This is a genomic window from Acinetobacter sp. YH12117 (genome assembly GCF_013418865.1).
GTDB lineage: Bacteria > Pseudomonadota > Gammaproteobacteria > Pseudomonadales > Moraxellaceae > Acinetobacter > Acinetobacter indicus.
In genome coordinates this window covers 66,170-91,853 of sequence record NZ_VPBF01000006.1, presented here as the reverse complement: position 1 = coordinate 91,853, position 25,684 = coordinate 66,170, and the positions used below count along the sequence as shown (strand labels likewise).

18 protein-coding genes and 1 pseudogene are annotated in these 25,684 nt (G+C 45.5%); 7 read left to right on the top strand and 12 right to left on the bottom strand.

Features of this window, described 5'->3' with window-relative positions:
- The 5 genes from FTU55_RS04060 to rsgA form a co-directional block, all read right to left on the bottom strand.
- Positions 1 to 226 (bottom strand): transposase domain-containing protein (locus FTU55_RS04060; RefSeq protein ID WP_171260918.1); only part of this gene is annotated, 226 nt, incomplete at its 3' end.
- Between the two features lie 121 nt (positions 227 to 347).
- Complete coding sequence (gene secB, locus FTU55_RS04055; RefSeq protein WP_005182282.1) at positions 348 to 806, bottom strand: protein-export chaperone SecB; 459 nt, start codon at positions 804 to 806, stop codon at positions 348 to 350.
- A gap of 40 nt (positions 807 to 846) precedes the next feature.
- Positions 847 to 1,104 (bottom strand): glutaredoxin 3, encoded by a 258-nt coding sequence (gene grxC, locus FTU55_RS04050; protein ID WP_005182284.1) that lies wholly within the window; start codon positions 1,102 to 1,104, stop codon positions 847 to 849.
- Positions 1,105 to 1,124: 20 nt separating this feature from the next.
- The gene (locus FTU55_RS04045; RefSeq protein WP_005182291.1) at positions 1,125 to 1,532 is read right to left on the bottom strand and encodes a rhodanese-like domain-containing protein; all 408 of its coding nucleotides are present in this window, start codon (positions 1,530 to 1,532) and stop codon (positions 1,125 to 1,127) included.
- 96 nt (positions 1,533 to 1,628) lie between these two features.
- Positions 1,629 to 2,687 (bottom strand): small ribosomal subunit biogenesis GTPase RsgA, encoded by a 1,059-nt coding sequence (rsgA, locus tag FTU55_RS04040; protein ID WP_005182294.1) that lies wholly within the window; start codon positions 2,685 to 2,687, stop codon positions 1,629 to 1,631.
- 125 nt (positions 2,688 to 2,812) lie between these two features.
- Between rsgA and orn the strand changes: the two genes are divergently transcribed.
- The 7 genes from orn to FTU55_RS04005 all read left to right on the top strand — a co-directional run bounded on the left by orn (position 2,813) and on the right by FTU55_RS04005 (position 15,466).
- The gene (gene orn, locus FTU55_RS04035) at positions 2,813 to 3,367 is read left to right on the top strand and encodes an oligoribonuclease (RefSeq protein ID WP_005182297.1); all 555 of its coding nucleotides are present in this window, start codon (positions 2,813 to 2,815) and stop codon (positions 3,365 to 3,367) included.
- A 253-nt stretch (positions 3,368 to 3,620) separates the two neighbouring features.
- On the top strand, positions 3,621 to 4,355 hold the full coding sequence (locus FTU55_RS04030) for a Bax inhibitor-1/YccA family protein (RefSeq protein WP_016659546.1): 735 nt from the start codon (positions 3,621 to 3,623) through the stop codon (positions 4,353 to 4,355).
- Positions 4,356 to 4,503: 148 nt separating this feature from the next.
- Positions 4,504 to 5,307 (top strand): enoyl-ACP reductase, encoded by an 804-nt coding sequence (locus FTU55_RS04025; protein ID WP_005182307.1) that lies wholly within the window; start codon positions 4,504 to 4,506, stop codon positions 5,305 to 5,307.
- A gap of 142 nt (positions 5,308 to 5,449) precedes the next feature.
- Entirely contained in the window at positions 5,450 to 8,851 is a 3,402-nt protein-coding gene (locus FTU55_RS04020; RefSeq protein WP_257222802.1) for a type VI secretion system Vgr family protein, read from the top strand.
- A 40-nt stretch (positions 8,852 to 8,891) separates the two neighbouring features.
- Positions 8,892 to 13,616 (top strand): RHS repeat-associated core domain-containing protein, encoded by a 4,725-nt coding sequence (locus tag FTU55_RS04015; protein ID WP_180046254.1) that lies wholly within the window; start codon positions 8,892 to 8,894, stop codon positions 13,614 to 13,616.
- Positions 13,617 to 13,622: 6 nt separating this feature from the next.
- Positions 13,623 to 14,354, top strand: a complete 732-nt coding sequence (locus FTU55_RS04010; protein WP_168383420.1) for a tetratricopeptide repeat protein — start codon at positions 13,623 to 13,625, stop codon at positions 14,352 to 14,354.
- A 593-nt stretch (positions 14,355 to 14,947) separates the two neighbouring features.
- Positions 14,948 to 15,466, top strand: a complete 519-nt coding sequence (locus FTU55_RS04005; RefSeq protein WP_075167347.1) for a tetratricopeptide repeat protein — start codon at positions 14,948 to 14,950, stop codon at positions 15,464 to 15,466.
- A gap of 66 nt (positions 15,467 to 15,532) precedes the next feature.
- On the opposite strand, the pseudogene FTU55_RS04000 reads toward FTU55_RS04005, so the two are convergent.
- The 7 genes and pseudogenes from FTU55_RS04000 to leuS form a co-directional block, all read right to left on the bottom strand.
- Positions 15,533 to 16,232: pseudogene (locus FTU55_RS04000) on the bottom strand (IS5 family transposase).
- A gap of 132 nt (positions 16,233 to 16,364) precedes the next feature.
- Positions 16,365 to 17,783, bottom strand: coding sequence for an efflux transporter outer membrane subunit (locus tag FTU55_RS03995; RefSeq protein WP_180046252.1), 1,419 nt, complete (start codon positions 17,781 to 17,783; stop codon positions 16,365 to 16,367).
- Between the two features lie 10 nt (positions 17,784 to 17,793).
- Complete coding sequence (locus tag FTU55_RS03990; protein ID WP_180046250.1) at positions 17,794 to 19,773, bottom strand: MacB family efflux pump subunit; 1,980 nt, start codon at positions 19,771 to 19,773, stop codon at positions 17,794 to 17,796.
- A 2-nt stretch (positions 19,774 to 19,775) separates the two neighbouring features.
- Entirely contained in the window at positions 19,776 to 21,119 is a 1,344-nt protein-coding gene (locus FTU55_RS03985) for a MacA family efflux pump subunit (RefSeq protein ID WP_180046248.1), read from the bottom strand.
- A gap of 118 nt (positions 21,120 to 21,237) precedes the next feature.
- Positions 21,238 to 22,227 carry a DNA polymerase III subunit delta gene (gene holA, locus FTU55_RS03980; protein WP_163142809.1) on the bottom strand — a complete coding sequence of 330 codons (990 nt, stop codon included), beginning with the start codon at positions 22,225 to 22,227 and terminating at the stop codon, positions 21,238 to 21,240.
- On the bottom strand, positions 22,224 to 22,751 hold the full coding sequence (gene lptE, locus FTU55_RS03975) for an LPS assembly lipoprotein LptE (RefSeq protein WP_005182353.1): 528 nt from the start codon (positions 22,749 to 22,751) through the stop codon (positions 22,224 to 22,226). The genes holA and lptE overlap by 4 nt, the downstream gene beginning before the upstream one ends.
- A 196-nt stretch (positions 22,752 to 22,947) precedes the next feature.
- Entirely contained in the window at positions 22,948 to 25,569 is a 2,622-nt protein-coding gene (gene leuS, locus FTU55_RS03970; RefSeq protein WP_180046246.1) for a leucine--tRNA ligase, read from the bottom strand.
- Positions 25,570 to 25,684: the final 115 nt, after the last annotated feature.

Genomic DNA, 25,684 nt, shown 5'->3' with positions numbered 1-25,684 from the left:
GTTTTAATTGTTCTACCACATAGCTGATGGGTTGATTGCGAAACAAGGCAAGCCCAAGAACAAGCCAAACCACGTGCTCAGCAGGTAATTTTCTCCTTCTGATCGATGCCTTACCTGTTTGATGCAGGCTTGTTTCAATCCAATTTAAGTCAATAAGTTCACAAAAATGGCTAAGTGATGGGAGAGCATGTTCAAGAGTGGATTCTAAATGTTCAGATAAAGACATAAAAAAATGAGCGTATTTACATACACTCATTTTTACTACATTTTTCTAAAATTTGCTTAACTGACTGGCATTACTGCAAGTGCAGGGCTTTTTCGTGTTGGACTTAAATGCCTGAATACAATTAAGCCTGACCTTCTGCAGCAGCGGCTTGTGCGCGTTGCATGTTGGCTTCAAATTCAGCATCAAAGTTGATTGGCGTTAACAGCAATTGCGGGAAGCTGCCTTTGGTAACCATATCATTCACTGCTTCACGCAAGAACGGGAACAGGATGTTCGGGCAGTAGGCACCCAGAATATATGGCAGACGTTCTTCTTCTACGCCATCAATCAGGAAAATACCTGCTTGAGTGACATCTACAATAAATGCTGTATCACCGGCATTGTTGGCTTGAACAACAACTTTTAAAGACACTTCAAAGTGGGTTGGATCAATCTTTTCTGCAGAAGACGACAGATTGATATTCAGTTCAGGCTGCCATTCTTTGGTAAATACTTGTGCCCCTGGAACTTCAAAAGAAATATCTTTTGTATAAATACGCTCTAATGCCAATTGTGGTTGAGCTTGTTGTTGTTCACTCATTATTTATTCCTTAAAAATATGAACAGAAAATTAACTGAAATTATGACGCCAGTAAGTCATCGAGTTTGCCTTCACGCTCAAGGGCGTAAAGCTGGTCGAAACCACCAATGAACTGCTCATTAATAAAAATTTGTGGAACAGTACGATGGTTGGTGCGCTGCATCAGTTCAGTGCGGACTTCTGGTGCTTCGTTGGATAAATTGATTTCTTTATAGACAACGCCTTTACGCTCAAGAAGCTGTTTTGCACGTACGCAATATGGACATACAGTTGTTGAATAAATCGTTACTTCAGCCATTGCTAATCTCCTCAAGCGGATTATTTGCTTTTTACTAAAGGTAAGCCTTGTGCTTTCCAGTTACTGATCCCACCATCCAGACGATAGCTATCTGCGTGGCCTACCTGTTGCAGGGCAGTGCCGGCAATTTGACCTAAATTGCAGATAAATACCAATGGACGGTCAGCGGTTTTTAACTCTTCAATATGGCTTGAAATTTTGCTGTAAGGAATGTTGCGGCTGCCGCTGATATGGCCTTCACGGAAGTCTTTGGCATCACGTAAATCAATCAGCATGGCATTTTTGGCTTTCACCAGAATCCCTAAAGATTGTGGGGAAATTTTACGCCCGTTACGTTGGCCTTCCAAAATGAAGAATAAAACCACCAAAACTGCCAGTGTTCCAAACAAGAAGGGGTGATTCCCCATAAACTCGAACCAACGTTCCACAAGTCACCTAAATTACAATTTCAAAAATTGTCACAGAGTATAGCCTATAAATATGGTGATCAAAATCACCGCTTCAAGGGTCGGGCTGCAATTAAACTAATTTTTTTGCTGGGCTTCGTTGACTTCATCAATCAGACGTAAATAACTGTCGAGCCGGCGCGTTAAAATCTCACCCGCTGCCGCCGCCTGACGCAAGGCACATTGCTTTTCGTGCTTATGGGTACAGTTACGGAATTGACAGTGACCGAGCAGATTTTTAATTTCCGGAAAACCCTGCTGGATTTTTTCAGTCGTCAAATGCCACAGGCCAAATTCACGGATGCCCGGTGAGTCAATGAGCGCCGAACCTTCACCAAACGGAATTAAGCGGGTGGAGGTGGTGGTGTGCTGACCCAGGGCCGAGTTTTCTGAGATGATATTGGTTTTCTGCGCCGCTTCCGGCACGATGGCATTAATCAGGGTGCTTTTACCCACGCCAGACTGACCGACAAAGGCCACAGTTTCATTTTTTAAACGGTTGGACAGTTCGGTCAGATCTGCATCAGACTGGGTCTGCATCACTTCATAACCCAAATTGCGGTATTCTTGCAGTAAATCCAGAATCGGATCATTTTCGGTAAGTAGGTCGGATTTGTTCAGGATCAGCAGCGCTGGAATATTGGCATCGGCACAGGCCACCAGATAGCGGTCAATCAGACCCGGTGCTGGCTCTGGCAGCGGTGCAAACACAATCACAATCAATGAGATATTGGCGGCTACCGGTTTAACTTTGTGGTAACGGTCCGGGCGCGTGAGCAAAGACTGGCGCGGATGAATCGCGCTAATAATACCCAGGCCGGTATTCGGATCGGCCTGCCATTTAACCCGGTCACCGGTAACCAGTAATTCCAGGTTGGTACGGGTATGACAGCGCCAGATGCTGCCCAGTTCAATCGGTTTCCAGAACGGTTCAGGTTCACCTTCGGCCACCACGGGTTTTTCAGGATGCTGCTCCGGCACGGAGAGGGCTTGTACTTCCAGTTGGCGTCCATAATGCTGCACCACCAGACCTTCCAGATCATTGGAGCTGTCTATATCTTCCTGCCGGGTTTGCTGCTGTTTCTGAATGCGGCGTTGTTGCTGTTCAGTCAGGCGACGCTTACGAATTAAAGCCATTCATATCCTAAAAAAACCATGAAATCTGGAGTGCAAAAATAGCATGAAGCACGGGCAGAATGACACCCAAGAACACAGAAATTTGCTACTATAGCCGTTTTTAAGACGAATAAGATTGCACATTTATGAGCAGCACGCCTGATACCCGCTTAATTTGGATTGACCTGGAAATGACAGGTTTAGATACCGATAATGATCAGATTATTGAAATTGCCACCATTGTGACAGACGATCATTTAAATATTCTGGCGGAAGGTCCGGTACTGGCCGTGCATCAATCAGATCGTATTTTAAATGCCATGGATGAATGGAACACGCGTCAGCATGGTCAGTCGGGGCTAATTGAGCGTGTACGTCGCAGTAAACTGAGCGCGCAGGATGCCGAGCAGCAAACCTTGGAATTCCTGAAAAAATGGGTCAATCCAAAAACTTCGCCGATGTGCGGTAACTCGATCTGTCAGGACCGACGCTTTTTACACCGGTTAATGCCGGAGCTGGAGCAGTTCTTCCATTACCGTAATCTGGATGTATCTTCTGTTAAAGAACTGGCCAAACGCTGGCGTCCGGAAATCATGAGCGGCTTAAAGAAAAATGCCTCTCACCTGGCCATGGATGATATCCGTGACTCGATTGCCGAGCTGAAATACTATCGTGAATATTTCTTTATTATGAATAAATAAGTATCTGTTCATCATCCATCTATTTGCACTGTGGGGACGAGCGTATCCACAGCGCTTAAGAAGAGGCTTTGGGCCTCTTTTTTTATCGCTATCGTTTTATCTGCTGTTACTTCGGCGTAATTCAGAAATCACACCCGTTATAAAGATGTAATCTTTTTGGCGATTATTTAGACAGGATGCGGCTGCGCGCTTATGATAGGAGCAATGTGTATTTCAAAACCCATTTGCCGCAATGATCGGAGTAGCTTAAATCATGCAAAGTAATAACCCGATCCTGACACGCGTTGAGGTGTCGAGTGATTATGCCCAGCCGATGAGCGTGCAGGGAGCAATCCAAAAATCTGTCCTGCTGACTTTAATTGCCGCCGTGGTGGGCATCGGCCTGTTTTTCTACAGTTTCCTGACCGCCAATCTTTCTATTGCCTATGCTGGCGCAATTGTCGGTGCCATTGGCGGACTGATTCTGGCTTTGGTGGCCACCTTTAAGCCAAATACAGCGCGCACGCTGGCCATTCCCTATGCGCTGTTTGAAGGGGCCTTTCTGGGCGGGATTTCAGTGATCTTCCAGTTGCAGTTTCCGGGTGTGCCATTACAGGCCTTGCTGGCTACCTTTGTGACCACATTGGTGATGTTTGTGCTGTATCGTACTCGGGTAATTCGCGCCACTGAAAAATTTAAGGCGGTGGTGATGTCGGCCTCAATTGCGATTGCGATGGTGTTTGTGGTGCAAATCTTTCTGAGTCTGGCCTTGGGGTCGAGTATTCCTTATCTGTTTGAAAGCAACTGGCTTGGAATTGGCTTTGCAGCATTTGTGGCCGTGATTGCCTCTTTAAACCTGATTCTAGACTTTGACCTGATTGAAACCGGTGCAGCACAAGGTGCACCGAAAAGCATGGAATGGCTGAGCGCCATTGCCTTATTGGCCACCTTGGTCTGGATGTATTATTCCTTCCTGCGTTTGCTGGGCTTATTGCAAAGCAATGATTAACTTCCCGGCATTTATCGACATTAACATCGCGCAACCTTTGCGCGATTTTTATTTTCTTCGGAGGAATTGAAAAAAAGGCGCATTATGCAATTTCCGAATTGGCTCAGAATTGGCATGATACTGCAAAATCAATATGAGTGAGATTCACATGGCACAAGGACTATTAGCGGGTAAACGCTTTTTAATCGCGGGTATTGCGAGTAAATTATCCATTGCATTTGGTGTTGCTCAGGCTTTACATCGTGAAGGTGCAGAGCTGGCTTTTACCTATCCGAATGAAAAATTGAAAAAACGTGTGGATGAATTTGCAGAACAGTTCGGTTCTAAAATTGTTCTTCCTTGTGATGTTGCGGTAGATGCTGAAATTGAACAGGTCTTTGTCGATCTTGCTCAACATTGGGATGGTCTGGATGGCGTGGTGCATTCAATTGGTTTCGCACCAGCCCATACCTTAGATGGTGACTTTACTGATGTGACCGACCGTGAAGGTTTTAAAATTGCGCATGACATCAGTGCCTACAGCTTTGTTGCGATGGCGCGTGCCGCAAAACCATTATTACAGGCGCGTCAAGGCTGTTTATTAACCCTGACTTATCAGGGTTCTGAGCGTGTAATGCCAAACTACAACGTGATGGGCATGGCCAAAGCTTCGCTTGAAGCAGGGGTGCGTTATTTAGCCTCTAGCTTGGGTGCTGAAGGCATTCGTGTTAATGCCATTTCTGCCGGTCCAATCCGTACATTGGCTGCATCAGGAATTAAATCATTCCGTAAGATGTTGGATGCCAATGAAAAAATTGCCCCATTAAAACGTAATGTCACCATTGAAGAAGTGGGCAATGCCGCTTTATTCCTGTGCTCACCGTGGGCCAACGGGATTACCGGTGAAATTCTATATGTAGATGCTGGCTTTAATACTGTGGGTATGAGCGCCGCCATGATGGACGCAGAATAAGTCGGAACGTTTTAACCTGCGCTGGCTTTTTATCGGATAGTTACATATTGATAAACAAGCGGCCGGGTTGAAGCGATGTTTTATGTGGTTATTTTGTATAAAATAGCCACACTTTTTTTTAGCTATTTATTACAGAACAATGATGCCAAGCAATATATTTGCAGCACTAGAAAAATTAGGCCTCAGCCCACAAAAACGTGCCCTCCATATTCAATTTTCTCAGCCTGCCTTAAATGCCGATGTTTTTTTACAGCGTATCGAAGGTGAACACCAGCTCAATGACGGTTTACGTGCCGAACTGATCTGTCTTTCGACCAACGCCCAGATTCCGTTAAAACAGTTTATCGGCGCGCAGGTCGCCGTCGACCAGGTCACTGACCAGGGCCAGCTGTTTCGCAGCAGCGGCATCATCACCGCCGCCGCGCAAGGCCAGAGTGATGGCTCTCTCACCCTCTATAAACTTACGCTAGAAGATCCAACCGCACTCTGGCATAAACGCCGTAACAGCCGCGTGTTTATGAATAAAAGCGTGCGTGAGGTCAGTGAAATTCTGTTTAAAGAATGGCAAAACAAAAGCCCACTCTTTGCCGCCAGCCTGACCCTGGACTTAACCGGACTGACCCAGGAACTGGATGTGCGTCCTTTTATCATGCAGTCCAATGAAACCGACTATGACTTTTTGACCCGGCTCTGGCGCAGTGAAGGCATTAACTGGCTGATTGATGAAGCCCAGTTACAGGTCGTACATTCCAGCAGCCCGATACAGGCCCAGAAACTACGTCTGATTGATGACAACAGCCAGTACAGTGCTTTAAACCGCCGCAGCATCCGCTTTCATCGCTCCAGTGCCACCGAACAATTAGACAGCATCACCCAGTTGATTGCCCAGCGCAGCCTGCAACCGACTGCCGTACATCTGCAACGCTGGCAGTCAGATAGCCTGAGCCAGGAAGAAGGTGCCGGTTCAGTGCAAAGCAAACACCAGCACAGCCACAATCAGGACAATGCCAGCTTAAGCCTGGAACAAGCCTGGCAGATCAGCCCGGCCTGGATGCAGGATTTAAATGGCGAAGACCAGGCCACCGCATCCTCTAATAACCAGCTGGACAAGCTGAACCAGAACCTCAGTCACTACCACGACCTGCAATCCAAATACTTTAGTGCCCACTCCACCGTCCGTGATGCCCAGGTCGGCTACTGGTTTGAACTGAATGAACACCCGGAAATTGATCAGCACAGCGCAGCAGACAAAGAATTCTTAATCACCGGCAAACAGTTCTATAACCAGAACAACTTACCTAAAGACCTCAATCAGCAGATTAACCAGCTACTCAGCCAGAGCCACTGGCATAGCCATTTTAGTTTTCAACACGAACAACACCCGGATGAACGTCAAGGCAATACCTTAACCCTGCAACGTCGCAACATCCATACGGTACCGGAATACCACCCACTACAGCACCGACCGGCGGCTCATCCACAGCGCGCCCGGGTAGTCGGTCCTGCTGGCGAAAGCATCCATGTCGATGAATGGGGCCGAATCAAAGTCCGTTTCCTGTTTACCCGCAGTGATGACCATCAGCATGATGGCGGGGCCGGCAGTAATGACAATGACACCGATTCGGCCTGGGTCGATGTACTGACGCCTTGGGCCGGAGAAGGCTACGGGGCACGTTTCCTGCCACGGATTAATGAAATTGTGGTGATCGACTTCTTTGACGGTAACATCGACCGGCCATTTGTGGTGGGGCGTTTACATGAAGCAGAACGCTCGCCAACCCGCTTTGATACCCTAGGCCAGCTACCCGACACCAAAAAACTCAGCGGGATCCGCTCACAGGAAATTGAGGGCAGTGGTTTTAACCAGCTGCGTTTTGATGATACTCCGAAGCAGATTTCAGCCCAGCTGCAAAGTAGTCATGGCGCGACCCAACTGAACCTGGGGAACTTGAGCCATCCCAAAGCCAGCGCTGAAAGTGACGGTCGTGGTGAAGGTTTTGAACTGAGAACCGATCAGTGGGGTGCAGTCCGTGCTGGAGAAGGCTTGCTGATTTCCACCCATCCACAGGCACAGGCCGAAGGCAATCATCTCGATGCCAGTGAAGCCAAGAGCCAGCTAGAAAGCAGCTTAAACAACAGTACTGCCCTAAGTGAAGTGGCCGAAAACCAGCAGACTGACCCTTTAGAAGTTCTCGATAACTTAAAGAATTTTTTAGAGCAGATCGAACAGCAGGATGAAAGCAAAGCCGCTGCTTTTAAACAGGCACTGATGATCCTCAGCGCACCAAACTCTATTGCTTTAAGTAGCCAGCAAGATGTGCATCTCTCTGCTGATGGTCAGATCAGTCACAGTGCCGGAGAGAGTATTAACCTGAGTACGCAGCAATCTTTGATTGCCCATGCCAGCCAGAAACTGAGCCTGTTTGCAGCACAAGAGGGTGCACGTTTATATGCGGGTAAAGGCAAAGTCGAAATTCAGGCACAGGGTGATGGTGCAGATCTGATTGCCAGAAAAGGGGTGCAAATTATTTCGACGGAAGACACGGTCTATATTACCAGTCCAACCGAAATTAACCTGACCGCCGGTGGTTCACAAATCAAGATTAATGGCTCGGGGATTTTTCCAACCACGGGTGGCAAGTTTGAGGTGAAGGCGGGGCAGCATGCCTTTAATACCGGTGCCAATATAGATGCCAGCGTACAGCAATTACCTCGAGCTAAACCATTAAAAGGAACCCTGGAGCTGCTGCGTAGTTATGGAGGTCAAGACTTCTTTGAACAAAATAGCTATAAAGTGATTGATGCTTTAGGGCAGGAGTTTAGCGGTAAATTGGATGCGAATGGATTTGCTCAGGTGACGGGTATTGCTCCAGGAGCAGCAAAAATTATCTTTGACAAAGATACCCGGAGTGCCTGGGATCAGGCCAGCCACTTTGAGCGCGATTATACCTGGACAGACAAATTAAGCAGTCAGGTTAAAAGTTTGGCTCAAAATAGCTTGCAGTCTGTGAAACAGAATATGCTGTCACAGCTAAAGACAAACCTGTTATCTCCAGATACGCTGAATGCTGATGGCTTGAAGAATATGGCTAAAACTGCACTGAACCAGACTGGAAGCCAAATGCTGAGTCAGGTCCAAGGGCAAGCAAGCTCAGCTGCACTAGGAGCTGTGGCCAATCAGCTCAATATTAATTTATCGCCTGAGCAATTAAAACATACAGCGCAATTGCCACAGAATGCAATGTCCTTGATGCCAACAGGCTCTAATGGAAATACATCTTCGAGTTTGCCTCAGGATAATGATTGGGTAAGCCAAAAATATTACCAATCTGGAGGGCTGACCTATACCGAAACCACGCGGTATGGAGCATCAAAAAATCTAGTGGCTCCAGTGTTAACCCAGCAGCCAGACTTTTCTCCGGTGGAGCAACCTGCAGTTCCAGTGGCTGCAAAGTCTTCTCCAACCTCGGAAGATTTTATTTCCCAAAAGCACTATCAGGCGGGTGGGCTGAAAATTACCGAAACCTTAAGAAAGAAAACTTAAGTTGTGCCGGTATTTAAAATAAAGAACGTATGGATTAAACATGTCTACATCAACCGATCAGAATAAAAAACAAGAACAGCAAGCTGCTGTCGAATTGGCTGTATTTAATTTAAACAGTGTAACTCATCTGGAAGATCATAAACTGATTGCCCATCAGATCCAGAATTATTTGCAGGTTTGTGGTCAAACCAGTCTGATGCAAATTGAAGGCCAGGCTACAATTAAAACCGTAGCCAATATTTATGCCTTAACTGGTAGCGTATTAGATTTACTGCTTTATGTTATGGCGCCACAAACGGGCGCGGCAGCTGTACAGCGTCATGCATTACTGGCAGCCAATTTAATTGGTTTATTTGCAGAGCCCAAAAATGAAGCACATGCACGGATGGCGCTACGTCCAATGTTTGGACTTATGGCAGAGTGTTTATATCCTGCCAATACTAAAGTAAAAACAGCCGATTTACGTCGGATGGAGCTGCATCTGAATGCACGTATTGCAGGTGATCTGGAGCTTTTTTTACAGGAAACTCAGACCAAACTCACTGGCCTGCTCAAAGCAGCGGCTGATTTGGGCGGAAGTATTTTAAACAGTTTGGTCTCCTCTGGAGCTGGGGCGACCACAGCTACGGCATCTGCTGGCGCCTCAGCAGAAAAACGTGATCCTAAATTACAATTTAACAATTGGGCCAGTCCATTAATTGAATTAATCCAGGCACCAGCAGAAGCGGATGTACGACCAAAGTTAAATCCGGAACAGAGTTCATTACAGACCCTTATTCCCGAAGCCATCACTCAATTAAATACCGTTCTGCAAGAACAGGCCAATGCCGGTTTGCAATATAGTTTGGCCTGGCTGATTCAGGAAACGCTCAGCGCAATTCAGTCCGCTGAATATCAGGGCAGAGCCAGTGTACCCATCAATCAGACCGGTGAATATGAACGACATACTGAAGGTGATATTTTAGAGTTTGTTTCCTTACAAGCTGATGCGTTAAAGGAACCGCCTTGTTTGAATATGTCGCAAACCGCAGTAGCATCTGAATCTGCAACAGGTAACAGTATTAGCTATGCCATCGGCGCTGAGCGGATTAGCCATAGTGACTTTAGCTTGCCCAAAATAGGTTTTGTCTTTAGCCGGCTCTATAACTCTCAATTATCTGAGCTTGATGGTAGCAGCATGGGGGCGCGCTGGCAGATGCCTTTTTCCAATATCATTCAACAGAATGAAAAAGGTTATCTGTTTATTGATGGAAAAGGCCGCAAACTACAATTACCTGCCTCTATTATTCAGCAGGCCTATGAAGTGCCGTATGAAGGTATAACGGTACAACCCATTGAAAATAGTGATCTCGTTTTAAACTTTGGTGGAGAGTGGTCTTTTCAATTCCATCAATTTTCGACTGGACAGCCTTATCAGTTGATTCAACAATTTAATGAAAATACGCAAGAAAAAATTGTTTTAAGCTACCTTATTTTTGATGAAATTGCCTATCTACAAAGCGTTGATTTCCAATTAGCACATGCCCAACATCAATTGAAATTTGCTTTTAATGAGCAAGTTAAAATCATTGCTGTATTTGTTGATGAACAAGTTGAGCCTTTAGCGCGTTATCAATATGATACCCAAGGCAATTTAATTGAAGCTATTGATCAAAATGGTCATGTCCGAAACTATGAATACAACCATTTTCATCAACTTACACGTTATACCGATCGTACAGGGCGTGGACAAAATATTCGCTATGAATCAACCGACGCCCAAGCTAAAGCAATTGAAGAATGGGCAGATGATGGTAGTTACCATACCAAACTCAAGTGGCATCCTCGCTTACGCCAAGTTGCTGTTTATGACGCTTACGATGTCCCGACCTATTACTATTTTGATCTGAATGGATTTACCTACCGTACACGTTTAGCAGATGGGCGTGAATCGTGGTACAGCCGTGATAGTAAAAAACGTATTACCCGTCAAATTGATTTTGAAGGGCGAGAGACCCAACAAGAATACAATGATCAAGATCAACTCATCAAAATCGTACAGCCAAATGGCGGAGTAATCCGTTTTGCCTATGATGAGCAAGGCAATTTGGTCGAAACCAAAGACCCTGAAGGCAATATTTGGAAACGAGAATATGATGCCAAGGGTAATATCAGCAAAGAAATAAATCCTTTGGGGCATATCACCCAATATAAATACAACAATGACAATCAATTGATCGAAGTGATTGATGCCAAAGGCGGCAGCAAAAAAATTCAATACAATGAATTAGGACAAATGACCTCCTATACTGATTGCTCAGGCAAAAGCAGTACTTGGGAATACGATGAAGAGGGTTCGCTAACAGCTGAACAAACTGCAAATGATAAAGTCGTACAGTACCTTTACAGCACTCAAGGTCGAGACAAAGGACAACTCCAAAGTATTGTTTACCCTGATGGATTAAAAGAACATTTTGAACATGATGAAGAAGGGCGTTTACTCAAACATATTGATACTAAAGGTTTAGTGACTGAGTACCAATACAATGCCACAGGATTACTCGAACAACGCATCGATGCTAATCGACATCGCATTGGCTATCAATGGGATAAACAGGGACGCATCAAAAAACTAATCAACCAAAACCAAGCAGAATATTTATTTGATTACAATCAATATGGTTATTTGGTACGTGAACAAGCTTTTGATGGAGAAGAAAAAAACTACAGCTATCATGATGAGAGTGGCAGGTTATCTGAAATCCGACAGCCTAATATCCTGACCCAATTTGATTATTACGCAGATGGACAAATCGCATCGAAAAGCTTTACCCATTTACATACAGGAAAGAAGCAAACAGAACAATTTGATTACAATCTGAACAGTCAACTGAGCCGAGTCAGTAATGAGGTTAGCCAAATTGATTTTTATCGCAATGCCCTTGGGCAATTGGTGAGAGAGCATCAGCACTACAAAATCTCAGGGCTTCGTCCACTTACTGCGGTGTTACGTTATGAATATGACGAACTTGGTAATCTAGTTAAAACAATCCGTCCAGATGGACAGGAACAAGCCAATTTGAGTTACGGCTCAGGACATTTATATGCGATTGCCCTGAATAAACAGGACATGGTTTCATTCCAACGAGATGACTTACATCGAGAAACAACACGCCTATTGGCAAATGGACTCATCCAAACTAAACACTATAATGACGTTGGTTTACTCAGTTCACAACTGATTCAGCCTGAACAAGAAACGCAAGACTATTTACAGTACCAAGCGCATCGACATTATCATTACGACCAAAACTACCTACTAAACCAAGTTGAAGATAGCCGTTTGGGTAAGCTCAACTATCAATACGATCCAATTGGGCGCTTAATCACAACACAAAGCGCACATAAAACCGAGAGTTTTAGCTTTGATCCTGCGGGTAATTTGATCGACCCTGTATCCGCATCTAGTACGGCACAAATTAAAAACAATCTGGTCAGAAGCTATCAAGGAAAACATTACCACTACGACGCACAAGGCAATGTCATAGAGGCTAAACAAGCAGGTAAAACCCTCAAACTGACATGGGACAACCAAAATCGATTGATTCGCAGTGATCGCAATGGTCAAGTCACTGACTACGGTTATGATGTATTTGGGCGCAGACTTTATAAGAAAACGGTAGATGCGCTGACCTTGTTTGGTTGGGATGGCGATTTGATGATTTGGGAATCCCGCAAATCAGAGCAAGATAGTTTTACCAAGCACTATCTGTATGAACCGAATAGCTTTGTTCCACTGTTGCAAGCTGGATATAAAGATTTTATTCAACTGATTGAAACACCTGATTATGCTGAATATCAAAGTAAACCTTATTCGGTTTATAAAGATCCTGTATGGCGCAATGATACCCGTAAAAATCGAGTGGAGTTAGAGCAGATCACTTTTTACCATTGTGATCAAGTCGGTACGCCACAGACTATGACCAATGCAAGAGGTGAGTGTGTTTGGGAAATTACCCAAGATACTTGGGGCAGCACACTCGACATCAAAACAGTAAATCCAGACAATCCGTTTGAGCAGAGTAATCTCAGATTCCAAGGTCAATATTACGATCAAGAAACAGGACTGCACTATAATCGTTACCGATATTACGAGCCACATAGTGCAAGATATGTGAGTAAAGATCCGATTGGGTTGAATGGAGGAATGAATACTTCTGCTTATGTAAGAGATCCAACTCAATGGGTTGATCCGATGGGACTTGATTGGGCAAATGCATTCCCTCCTGGATTAATGGAGTATGGTCGAGCCAAAGCATCTGAACATAATTGGCGAATGCAAAATGATCCAGCTTATCGAAATCAGGTAATGACGCCTCCTCCACCTGTAAAAGCCGCAACACATGTGCCTTATACGACAATGACAAATGTGAATGTTGGGCTCTCAGCAATAGCGGGAGCATCGATTGGCGTTGGTGGTGGACATACTCGAGATCAATATGGAAAAGTTTTACGTTGTGCAGCTGTAACCGTGTGTGGTAGTGCTGGAGCAGAGGCAAGCGCTTATGGAAGTGGTGGACAAAGTTATACCAATAGTTCAACAAGTCAAGGATTTTCAAGTTCTGGTTCTGCTTGTGGCAGTGCAAAAGGAGCTGCTGTGATAGGTGGTGGTGTTCAAGCTTGTCAAAATACAGATGGCTCACAAACATATTCAGGGAACGTTATTGTAGGTGCTGGCGCTGGTGCAACGGGTTCAGTTTGTTATGCAGTTAATTATTGTAGGTAATCGTATATGAAGCATATTTTACTATTTTTTATTCTCGGAAGTTTAATTGCTTGTACAAATTTGAATAAACAGGACAGGTTTCCTACGCTTGAGGAAGAGTGTAAATTAGCAGGAAGTAGTAGTAAGCAGTGTGAAATTTTTAATTTAAAAGATCTATCCTTAGATGAAAAAGAGAATCTAATGGGATGGGTCTATCTAAATGGGTTAGATAATATCAAACCTAATTATGATAAAGCTTACTATTGGTTTGAAAAGGCTGCAAAAGCTAATAACCATGAAGCTATAAACTCATTAGGTATGATTTATTTTGCTGGTTTAGGAAAAGATAAGAATTTTCAGAAGGCTGAAGAGTATTTTCTAGAAGCAAATAAGTATGGTAACAAAGATGCTAAATTGAACTTAGCAGAGCTATATAGAGTTAAGGATTTTGGTCGATCACCAGATTTTGAAAAAGCAGAGAGTTGGTATTTATTAGGGGTCCAAGATAACCCTTCACGGGCATATGAGGGTTTATCAAAAATGTACTTGGATCAGGAAAACTATGAGAAAGCATTTAGTTTTTCTGAAAAAGCTGCTGAACTAGGTAATCCTGAAGCTCAATATAATTTAGGGGTTTTCTTTGAGCAAGGTGTGTATGTAAAAAAAGATAAAAATCAAGCTGAATTTTGGTATGAAAAAGCAGCTAAACAAGGACATTTAAACGCAATTAATAATTTAAATATTCTTAGGCAAAAATAAATGATGAGGCTTCATTATCATTTTTATCATAATGAAGCTTTATTTTCTGGGGTTATATGAAAAGATACTGTTTGATAGGTTTTTTAAATAAAATTATTTTCTTGTTTTTGTAATTAAAGAGAAAAGTATTAGCAGGTTTTTTTATTTCTTACCAATTATAGTCATTTATTAAAAAGTAAAATAACTGAAAACAAGGAGAAATAAATGAAAGAAATACTTTTACTAGCAATTTTATTGGGGTTAACTGGGTGTGGTGATAATGACCAAAAAAGCCATGCGCAAGAAAATATAACTCAGCATGCTGAGTAGCAGTACCAGCATTAGCTAATTATAGTTTACCTGCCTCACCATAAGCATTTTCGATGGGTGGGTAGTCTATACTAATACAAGTCCTGTCGGCGCATCTACATTATTGGATGAAGCAAAAGACCGCTGCATTAGTTATGCCTAATCCAACTCAAGTGGCAAATGTACTGAAATGAAGCGATTACAAGAACTGGGGGAGAGATATCAAAAAGAAAATCCTGTGTATTTAAATGTACCTCCGAGTTCTCAATGGTTTCCGTCAAGTTTTTAATTTTTGGAGTTAGTAAATGAAATATTCTTATTCTATCTTTTTCAGCCTATTGATGGTAAGTGGTTGTAGTAATGGTACATCAACGAATACACTTCCTGATTCAGAAAAGATTACATCAACGGAGCAAGATTCATATCAAAAAATACAGAAATATTCTGAAGCTGGCGATAAGGAAAATTATTTAAAACTTTTAGAAACGTCTGCTGAAAGTGGGGATGTAATTGCCCAAAATGAATTGGCTGGATTATATGCATTTGGTGAGGGCGTACCAAAAAGTGGAGAGAAATTTATTTATTGGTCAGAGTTAGCTGCATCTAAGGGGTCTTCACTTGCTCAACTTAATTTAGGTACAGCCTATTTTTTTGGAACTAATGGAGTAACTCAAGATTTGGTAAAAGCAGAAAAGTGGCTAACACTTGCTGCAAGTAATAATGAAGAAATTGCTAAAAGTTATTTACAGAAAATAAAAAATAATGAAATACCAGATGCATCAATACCAGATGATATAAAACTTCTTATGGAGAGTGATAAGTAGTTTGGTCTATTTACGGCTTTGTTGCACAAAGATTTGAAATGCAAAGCGCCCCTAATTGAGCCAAATTTAAGGCGTAACTTGGGTAAGTGGTCGACCTAATTCCGTAAATCTGTTGAGGACTGCTACACGTGCATGAATCTCATTCACCTGACTAGGAAAGCTTCTTGCCATTAATTTATCGCCTAATAATTTGATGCAATGCATCTTGGTTTCCACCAAACTGCGGCGATGATAGCCTGACCATTTTTTCTATAGTGTCCTGCCTAAACGTTTAACTGTTCGAAGTAATTCATTTCGCGCTAGCGAGCTACTCTTTGTATCTTTCCATGGTTTCGCATTTTTTCTAGGTGGAATCACTGCATGCGCTTGCCGATCTGCAATGACCTGACGGCATTGCTTGGTATCATAAGCTCCATCGGTATAAACAGAGTCAATCTGCTCATCTTGTGGAATCTGATCGAGTAAATCACCAAGCACCTGTGAATCACTGACATTATTGGTTGTGAGCTGAATAGCACGTATTTGCAGGGTTTTAGCATCTATACCAATATGTAATTTACGCCATTGGCGACGATATTCAGGTCCATGTTTCTTGCGTTTCCATTCGCCCTCACCCAGAAACTTCATGCCTGTAGAGTCTATGAGTAGATGCAGCCCATCGCGTAGCAGGATCAAACCAAATGGCAATATTTCCGCGACTCATGAGTGCTCGGTTATATGCGGGCCAATTGGTTGTACGGTAGATTTTGTGTGTAGGCTTCTTCATTTGAAAATTATATCGCTGAAAAAGCCTTTACAGATAGGTTTGTGCAACAAAGCCCATGAAATACTACACTCTAAGATTTTTACATCTTGAATTTAAAAAAGCCCCTTAGGGCTTTTTAATTTTTAATCAAATTTAAGGCAACTGCTGAATTGGACTCCCACCCAACGCTTGTAACAAGGTCACATAAGCATTGTATTGGCTCTGACGGGTTTGTACCAAAGACAAACGGGCATTACGCGTGGTTTCCTGTGCATCTAACAGATTTTTTAACGCCACTGCGCCGTTACGATAACGAACTTCAGTCAACCGTTCAGACTTTTCCGCCAGTTCGACATTACGTGCCTGTAAAGCAAGCTGCTTATCCAGCTCATTACGTGCCGATAATGCATTTTCCACATCTGCAAAGGCGGCATATAGGGTCTGGCGATACTCTAAAATCGCTTTTTCATATTCCAGTTCGTTGACCTGTAAATCGCGTTTCATGTCATTCCATTGTAAAAATGGCAGACTTAATCCTGCACCCAAGGTCAAGGCCGGATTTTGCAATGCACTGCTTAGTGAGGTAGAGGCGACTACACCGCTAGAGAGCGCACCGGTCAAGCTGATCGATGGATAATAGCTGGCCCGATTGGCATCTTTATTGGCCAGGGCTTTACGCAGGCGTAACTCGGCAGCCTGTAAGTCCGGACGACGCGCCAATAATTCTGCAGGTAAACCGGCACTAATCTCCGGCAGAGCCGTGCGTGGTAAACGCGGCGGTTCCTGAATATTCAGCTGCTGCACCGGCATGTTTAATAAAACCGCCAAGGCTGTCCGGGTTTCTACACGCTGCTGCTCAATCTGGCTTAAGGTTGATTTCTGGTTTTGTACCGACTGTTCTGCCTGGGTTACATCCAGACCCGATACCGCGCCAGCCCGATACTGTACTTGTACCAGTTCATAGGTTTTTTGTGCGGTCGCCAGGTTTTGCTGGACCACCTGATAACGTTCATTTAAATAGCCCAGCTGCCAATACAGCTCTGCTGCTGTACCAATCAAACTCTGTGCTGTGGCCTGTAAATCCTGCTCGGTGGCTAAGGCTTCCCAGCGCGCAGCTTCGGTCTGGTTGGCCAGTTTGCCAAATAAATCCAGTTCATAACTCAAGCGTGGATAGCCCAGAGAAATTCCGGTCGAGGCATTACCATCGCCATCCAGACTAAAACGGTGCCCGGTTGAAATGCTGGCATCTCCAATCCGGATCCCTTGCTGGCTTTGAGACTGTCCCGCCTGTAGACGAGCCTGTTGCAGGTTAATCCCCGCAACTGCCAGATCGCTATTGCGCGTCAAGGTTTGTTCAACCAGGGCATTCAGCTGGGCATCCTTAAACAGCGTCCACCACTGATCGGCCTGAACCTGGGCATGCACCTGCTGGCTAACCGCTTTACTGTTCTGGAAACTGCCTGGAATAGTCACAGCGGGTGCCTGATATGGGGTTTTCACCACCGCCGCACAGCCGACCAGGCTGCTGCTCAATAGCAAGGCGGTTGCAAGTTTACTGAAATTCAATTGCATGAAAGTATCCTTATTCTCGAGACAGGGCATCGACGGGATTTAAACGGGCAGCGTTACGGGCAGGAATAAAGCCAAACACAATCCCGATCAGGCTGGAACAGATAAAGGCTGCCACAATGGAGGTGGTCGAGTAAGCCATTTGGAAAGTCCCGCCGGCGAACTGGGTAATCAGTTGTCCAATCCCTAAAGATAAGAGCACCCCGAGAATACCACCTAAAATACAGACCAGTACGGCTTCAATCAGGAACTGCTGCAAGATGTCACTTTGTCGGGCACCCACCGCCATACGAACGCCGATTTCCTGCGTCCGCTCTGTAACCGATACCAGCATGATGTTCATCACCCCGATACCACCCACCACCAGAGAAATCACGGCAATGGCTGAAATCAGCAGGGTCATCGTCGCAGTGGTCTGCTGGATGGTTTCCCGAATACTGTCGGCATTCTGGGTAAAGACATCCTGCGCACCGTGGCGTTGGACCAGCAGGCTTAAAATTGCATTTTCTGCGGTGGCACTTGGATATTCATCTTTAATCCGGACAATGATGCTGCGCACATGCGATTGCCCCAGCATCCGGCTTAAAACGGTGGAGTAGGGCAGATAGACATTCAGGCTATCCGCATTACCGCCCATGCCTTGCTGGGCATCGACCACCCCAATGATCCGACTGGGTACGCTCCCCAGTAAAATCACCTGACCTACCGGGTTAGAGCCGTCACTAAAGAAAGTCTTTTGGGTGTTGGTATCAATCACCACGTCTTGGGCTTGAGTGCGGACACTGCTCCGGTCAAAAGGTTGACCGCTGTTAAAATCCAGACCGCGTACATAGAAGAAGTCTTCACTCACACCATTCACGGTGGTCGAGGCTTCAATTTCCTTAAAGCGTCCGGTCACGCTGGTATTCACCGACGGGCTGACCCCATCGACATAGGGCTGTTCCGCCAGCGCATCGGCATCTGCGGGAATCAGGGTTCTGACCTGAGAGGAACGTGAATTGTCCCCGAAGCCCCGGCCCTGATACACGGTGATGGTATTGGTACCCAGACTGCTGATGTTTTCCAGAATCTGTTTTTGTGAACCATTGCCGAGTGCGACCACCGAAACCACCGAGGCAATCCCGATAATAATCCCGAGCATGGTCAGGAAGGTCCGCATCCGGTGTGCATTCATGGCCAGTAAGGCCATACGAAAGGCTTCCCCTAGGCGGTCCACCGCAGAACGCCAGGACGAAATTTTCTTTTGTGTATTGCGTTGCAGTTGCTGTTTTTCTAGGGGCGCGCCTTCGGTTTCCGGCGTATTCGGCTGATCGGAAATAATATTCCCATCACTGATTTCAATAATCCGGCTGGCGCTTTTGGCGACATTGTGGTCATGGGTGACCAGAATAATGGTATGACCTTGGGCATTCAGCTCGCGCAGAATCCGCATCACCTCGATGCCGCTATTTTTATCCAGCGCACCGGTTGGTTCATCGGCCAGAATCACATCGCCGCCATTCATCAGTGCACGGGCAATCGAAACACGCTGTTGCTGACCACCGGAAAGCTGGCTCGGACGGTTCTGGGTTTTCTCGCCCAGACCCAAATCGGTCAGCAGTTTTTCTGCACGTTGATGACGTTCATCGGTATCGGCACCAGCATAGATCGCGGGAACTTCAACGTTACCAGCAGCATTCAAATCACCGAGTAAGTGATAACGCTGGAAAATAAAACCAAAATATTCACGGCGTAACTGCGCCAGTTCATCGGGTTCCAGTTCACGGGTTTCACGGCCATTGACGCGGTAGCTGCCCGAGGTCGGTTTATCCAGACAGCCTAAAATATTCATCAGAGTCGATTTACCCGAACCGGACTGACCGACAATTGCGACCAGTTCACCGGGGTAAATCGCCAGATCGACACCCTTGAGAATCTGCACCGTTGATTCACCTGCCGGGAATTCACGAGTCAGATTCTTGACCTCGAGTAGAGGTTGCTGTTGTTGACTCATGCTTACATTCTCATTGGGCCGGAAGGACCACCACGGTTACTACGTTTGGCGCCATCGTTTGAAGTATCTGAACCATCGGCAATAATGACCTGATCACCTTCTTTCAAACCTTTGATGATTTCAACGCTAACCCGGTTATTTAAGCCAGTCAGGACCTGTTGCGGTTTGGCGCTGCCATCGGCCTGTAAGACACGTACCATTGCCAGTGCAGCTTTGCCTTGATCAATCAGGGCACGTTCCTGTTCGGTCAGGGTTAAGCGCGCAGGACGGTCATCGGCCGGGCGTTGACCACGAGCTTCAGATGCACCGCGTTCAGCCGGCGCCTGATCTGCACCCGGGGCACGGCTACGCTGTGGACGGTTAGAGGCCTGAATGGCTGCCGCTGGAATCATCAGGACATTTTTCGCTTCATCCAGCACAATTGACACCTGTGCGGTCATGTCAATACGCAACTTGCCATCTTCATTCGGAACATCAAACAGGGCGTTGTAATACACCGCAGAGCTTGAAGTAGAGGAACTGTTACTGGTTTCGGTGTTAATTGAATTCGGTGCCGGTTCAACCTGACGCAAGGTGGCGTAGTGTTTTTTCTCACTGTTGCCCAAGGTGGTGAAGTACACACGCTGGCCTTCTTCCACTTTCATAACGTCGGCTTCAGAAATCTCCGATTTTACGGTCATGGTGTCGAGCTTGGCTAGTTTGACAATGGTCGGCGCACTCTGGTTGGCGTTTACAGTCTGACCTTCTTCCGTAACAATCGCCACGACCGTACCATCCATGGGTGCAACAATACGAGTATAGCCTAAATCTTCACGTGTGGTGGCTAAAGTTAAGCGGGACTGTTCAATCTGGGCATTAATGGCAGCAATATCGGCCTGTGCGGTTTTGTAGCTGGCCAGTGCGGCTTCCAGTTCTGCACGTGAGGTCGCATCCTGGTCATACATGGCCTGTTGTCGGCGATATTCAGCTTCGACTTTGGCAAGATTGGCCTGACGCACCGCCAGTTGAGCCTGTTGGTTTTTAATGCTGGCTTCTGCGGTTTTTAATTCGTTTTCCTGACGTACCGAATCAATCTGGGCAATCAGCTGGCCCTGTTTGACCTGATCGCCGAGTTCAACATACATTTTTCTGACCTGTCCCGACACCTGGGCGCCGACACTGACCATTTTGGTGGCTTCAAGGACACCGGTGGCCAGTACTGAATTTTCAATATCGCCACGGCTGACGGCAGCGGTAATGTACTGTGGCTGTTCCTGTTTAGGTTTTAAAAAGAACCAGGCTGCAGCAATAAGTGCCACAATGGCCAACGCAGCAAGCGCGAGTTTGGTTGGTTTTATTTTAGGCATGATCATCGAAACAGGTAAAAAGAATTAAACGGAATTATAAAAGCGAATTAAGGATAAATCGTGAATATTTTGAAGACATTGCAAATGATAATTATTCTATGCAGGTCTGAATATCCGGTTAAACAGCAAATAAAGGCCGACCACAGAGACTGGCAATGGCTTGCTGCACCAGCTGTTCCGGGTTGTCCTGACTGACGCCTTTAATAGCCGCATCAATATTTAATAACAGCGCTGGCCAGCTTAAAAACGTCTGTGGCGATAAACGGCGTACCGCCTGCTGATAAGTGCTGACCTTGTTTTTCCAGATCCCCAGTTGCAAGGCATTCTGTGGTTGCTCGAACAGTTGCATCAGAAGTCGCATTTCCTTGCTGATACTCCATAAGATCAGGCTCATCGGCTCGCCAGAGGCAGTCAGATACTGAAAAATCTTGATAGATTGAGCCAGATTTCCGGCTAAAAGGGCATCGCTTAAATCATAAGTGGTATAGCGTGACTGGTCTTGCAGGCAGGCATATAAATGCTCAATCTGAATCTGTTCAAGGTCCGGAAATGTATCGCGCACCCGCATCAAGCTATTTTTGGCCGCCAGCAAGTTGTGTTCATGATGCTGTTCCAGCCATTGCCAGGCATCATTGGCCAGTTGAATCCCGAGTTTCTGCGCTTCAACTGCTAAAATCTGCTGACGATCGCGTGGGTAATTTGCCGTTAAGGCGACGCAAACGCCATTGGCCTCCACCGTCTGGAAAAAGCTTGACTTGAGGCTACTGGCATCCTGCTTGGGCATGACCACCAGCAGCAGGTTATTGCTGTCTTGTTGTAAGTAGTTTTTCAGCAGTTTTAAGCTGCTGGCATCGGGCTTGATGTTACCATGCACTTCAACCGCCAGTTGGGTGGAAAATAAAGACAGGCTGTTTAAGGCATTAAAGACATTTTTCCAGTCACTGACGCTGCTAATATCATAGCGCTGACGTTCAATGTCCTGCTTCTGCCAGCTTTGGCGAAAAGCATCAATCAGGTTTTGTTCTAGTAATGGTTCCTGACCATGCAGCACCCAGGCCCCCCGGGCATCATCAATCCGTTTCAGGGCCTGTAAGTAATCCAGTTTCATGGTGCAGCAGTTTGGCTGGTCGATGCGGCAGGTAAGCGGTTTGATGAAATCTGACGCACAATTTGCTGAGCCACGTCATCAATGATCACATCACGCAGGAATTTCTGTTCCTGATCATCGGTGTTCACTGTTGCGACATCATATTGATAGCTTCGGGTGGCGACTACGGTACGCGGTTCAGTTACCGGATTGCCTTGTGCATCTTCAATACGGAAAGTCACATTTAAACGCAGCATGGTTTCGACCAGCTTGCCATTTAATTCCAGACGGCGCGGGCTATAGTCGAGTACCCGCAGCAGATAGGCATCATTGCTATTGCTGAGCTGGACACCGGCGGCACCCAAATAAATCGACAGTTTTTCCTGTAATTCTTCCGCTTGGGCAGGCAGCGCCAGACGCATTTTCGAATAGGCCACCGGGGCGACGGTTGGGTTGGTGCCTTTCAGATGAAAACCACAACCGACCAGGCTAGTAGCTAAACCGCATGTAAGTACAATAGCTGCGACACGTTTGCCCAAATGCATGTGTTGTCCTCTGTGTTGGCCTGAATCAAGCGAAAAATAAAATGAGATTTTGATTGTATGTGCAAAGCCCGTTGACTGGCAACGGGCTTTGTGTTTTTTAAGCCTCCCTTTCTTGCGCTTCGATCTAAAGCGGTGCTTTATCTCTTGCTCAGGGAGGCTTTTCCCCTCTTTTTTAAAGAGGGGGTAGGGGAGATTCTTAAACCACCAAATTCACTAACTTATTCGGCACCACAATTTCTTTCTTGGTTGGGCCAGTCAAGAATTGTTGCACTTCAGGCAATGCTTTTGCTTGTGCCAAAATGTCATCTTTCGATGCATCCACAGACACTTCTAATTTGCCACGAAGCTTACCGTTCACCTGAACCACGATGGTTTGGGTATTACGGGTTAACGCAGATTCATCAACGATTGGGAATTGAGCAGAGGTTAACTCAATGCCAAACTGCGCCAATAAAGTCTGGCTTAAGTGTGGGGCAAATGGTGCAAGTAAAGTTAACAGCGTGGTGATGGATTCACGTGCAACCGCCACGTCATTGTCATCTTTCACTTCAAACTTGTTGTTTGCGTTTAGAAGTTCCATCATCGCTGCAATAGCAGTGTTAAAGGCATGACGACGTTCGATGTCATCACCCACTTTTTGGATGGTTTCATGGGTTTTACGACGTAAGTCTTGCGCTGCTGTAGAAAGCGCAGCTTTGTCGATGTTTGATGCATTGTTGCCTTGTTCAAGGAAACCAGTTGCCAAACGCCATACACGTTTCAGGAAGCGGTTTGCACCTTCAACACCAGCATCAGACCATTCAAGAGATTGATCAGGAGGGGCTGCAAACATCATGAATACACGAGCCGTATCTGCGCCGTATTGGTCAATAATCGCTTGCGGGTCGATCCCGTTATTTTTCGATTTCGACATTTTTTCTTGGCCGCCAACAATGACGTCTTGACCATCACCTTTGTATTTCGCAGACGTGATACGACCTTTTTCGTCTTTTTCAAGTTCGATGTCGGCAGGGTTGAACCAAGTTTTCTTACCTGATTCAGACTCGCGGTAATAAGTATCGGCAAGTACCATACCTTGTGTTAACAAGTTGGTGAATGGTTCGTTGCCTTGTACCACGCCTTCGTCACGCATCAATTTGTGGAAGAAACGTGCATATAACAAGTGCAGAATCGCGTGTTCCACACCACCGATGTATTGGTTCACAGGCAACCAGGTTTGACCCGCTTCAGGTTTCACCATGCCATCTGTAAAGTCTGGAGAAGCATAACGTGCATAGTACCAAGAAGATTCTACGAAGGTATCCAATGTATCTGTTTCACGACGTGCGTCGCCACCACAGCATGGACATTTGGTTTCGTAGAACTCAGGCATTTTATTGAGTGGGTTACCTGAACCATCAGGCACAACATTAGTCGGAAGTACAACCGGAAGTTGATCTTCAGGCACTGGCACTTGACCACACGTGTCACAGTTGATCATTGGAATTGGACAACCCCAATAACGCTGACGAGATACACCCCAGTCGCGTAAACGGAATTGAACTTTGACATTGGCAAGACCTTGTGGTTCAAGTTTTGCCAAGAATGCATCAAATGCACCCTGGAAGTCTAAACCGTCAAATTCACCTGAATTGACCAATTTACCTTCTTTAGAGCCGTACCATTCTTGCCACTGAGTTGCGTCAAATTCCGCATCATCTGCGCCTTTGGCATCAATCACTTGTTTGATGGTGAGGCCATATTTATTGGCAAATTCGAAGTCACGTTCATCGTGTGAAGGCACTGCCATCACCGCACCTGAACCGTATGACATCAGCACATAGTTCGCGATCCAAACCGGAACTTCTTCACCTGTCACAGGGTGTTTTACAGAAAGACCTGTTGCCATGCCTTTCTTCTCAGCAGTCGCAAGATCAGCTTCTGCAACTGAACCCATACGGCATTCTTCGATAAATGCAGCAAGTTCAGGGTTGTTTTCAGCTGCTTTAAGCGCCATTGGGTGCTCTGCTGCAACTGCAACATAAGTCACGCCCATTAAGGTGTCAGCACGCGTTGTGAAGACTGTTAAACCATCTGCATACACGTCAGGATTTGCTGAAGGGAAGGTAATTTCCATACCCTGTGAGCGACCAATCCAGTTACGTTGCATGGTTAATACTTGTTGTGGCCAACCATCTTTCAGCGTGTCTAGGTCGTCCAGTAATTCTTGCGCATAGTCAGTAATGCGGAAGTAGTACATTGGAATATCACGTTTTTCAACCAATGCACCTGAACGCCAGCCACGACCATTTTCAACCTGTTCGTTGGCAAGTACGGTTTGATCCACTGGATCCCAGTTCACCGTTGAAAGTTTACGGTAGATCAGACCTTTTTTATAAAGCTGAACAAATAACCATTGTTCCCAGCGATAGTATTCTGGTGTACAGGTTGCAAATTCACGATCCCAGTCAATCGATAGACCAAGTTTTTTCAACTGATTACGCATGTAATCAATGTTTTCAAAAGTCCATTTTGCTGGTGCAACCTGGTGTGCAATGGCTGCGTTTTCAGCAGGCAGACCGAAGGCATCCCAACCCATTGGTTGCAGTACGGTTTCGCCTTTTAAGCGGTGGAAACGGCTGATCACGTCACCAATCGTATAGTTACGCACATGACCCATATGCAGTTTGCCACTTGGGTAAGGGAACATCGAGAGGATATAACGACGTGGACCTTCTACAGTGTCGGCAACTTTAAAGGCTTTGCGAGTTTCCCAGTCGCTTTGGACTTGAGGTTCAATCGCACTGGCTTGATATTCAGGGTCAATATGAGTAGTCATAAACGGATTAATGAATTACGGTTAAAAGTTTGTTGCACAGCATAGCGCAAAATGCAGCGAAAAGTGAATTTTGCGCGGCGGTTTCTGCTGGAAAAATTTAACTGATCAGGCCAGA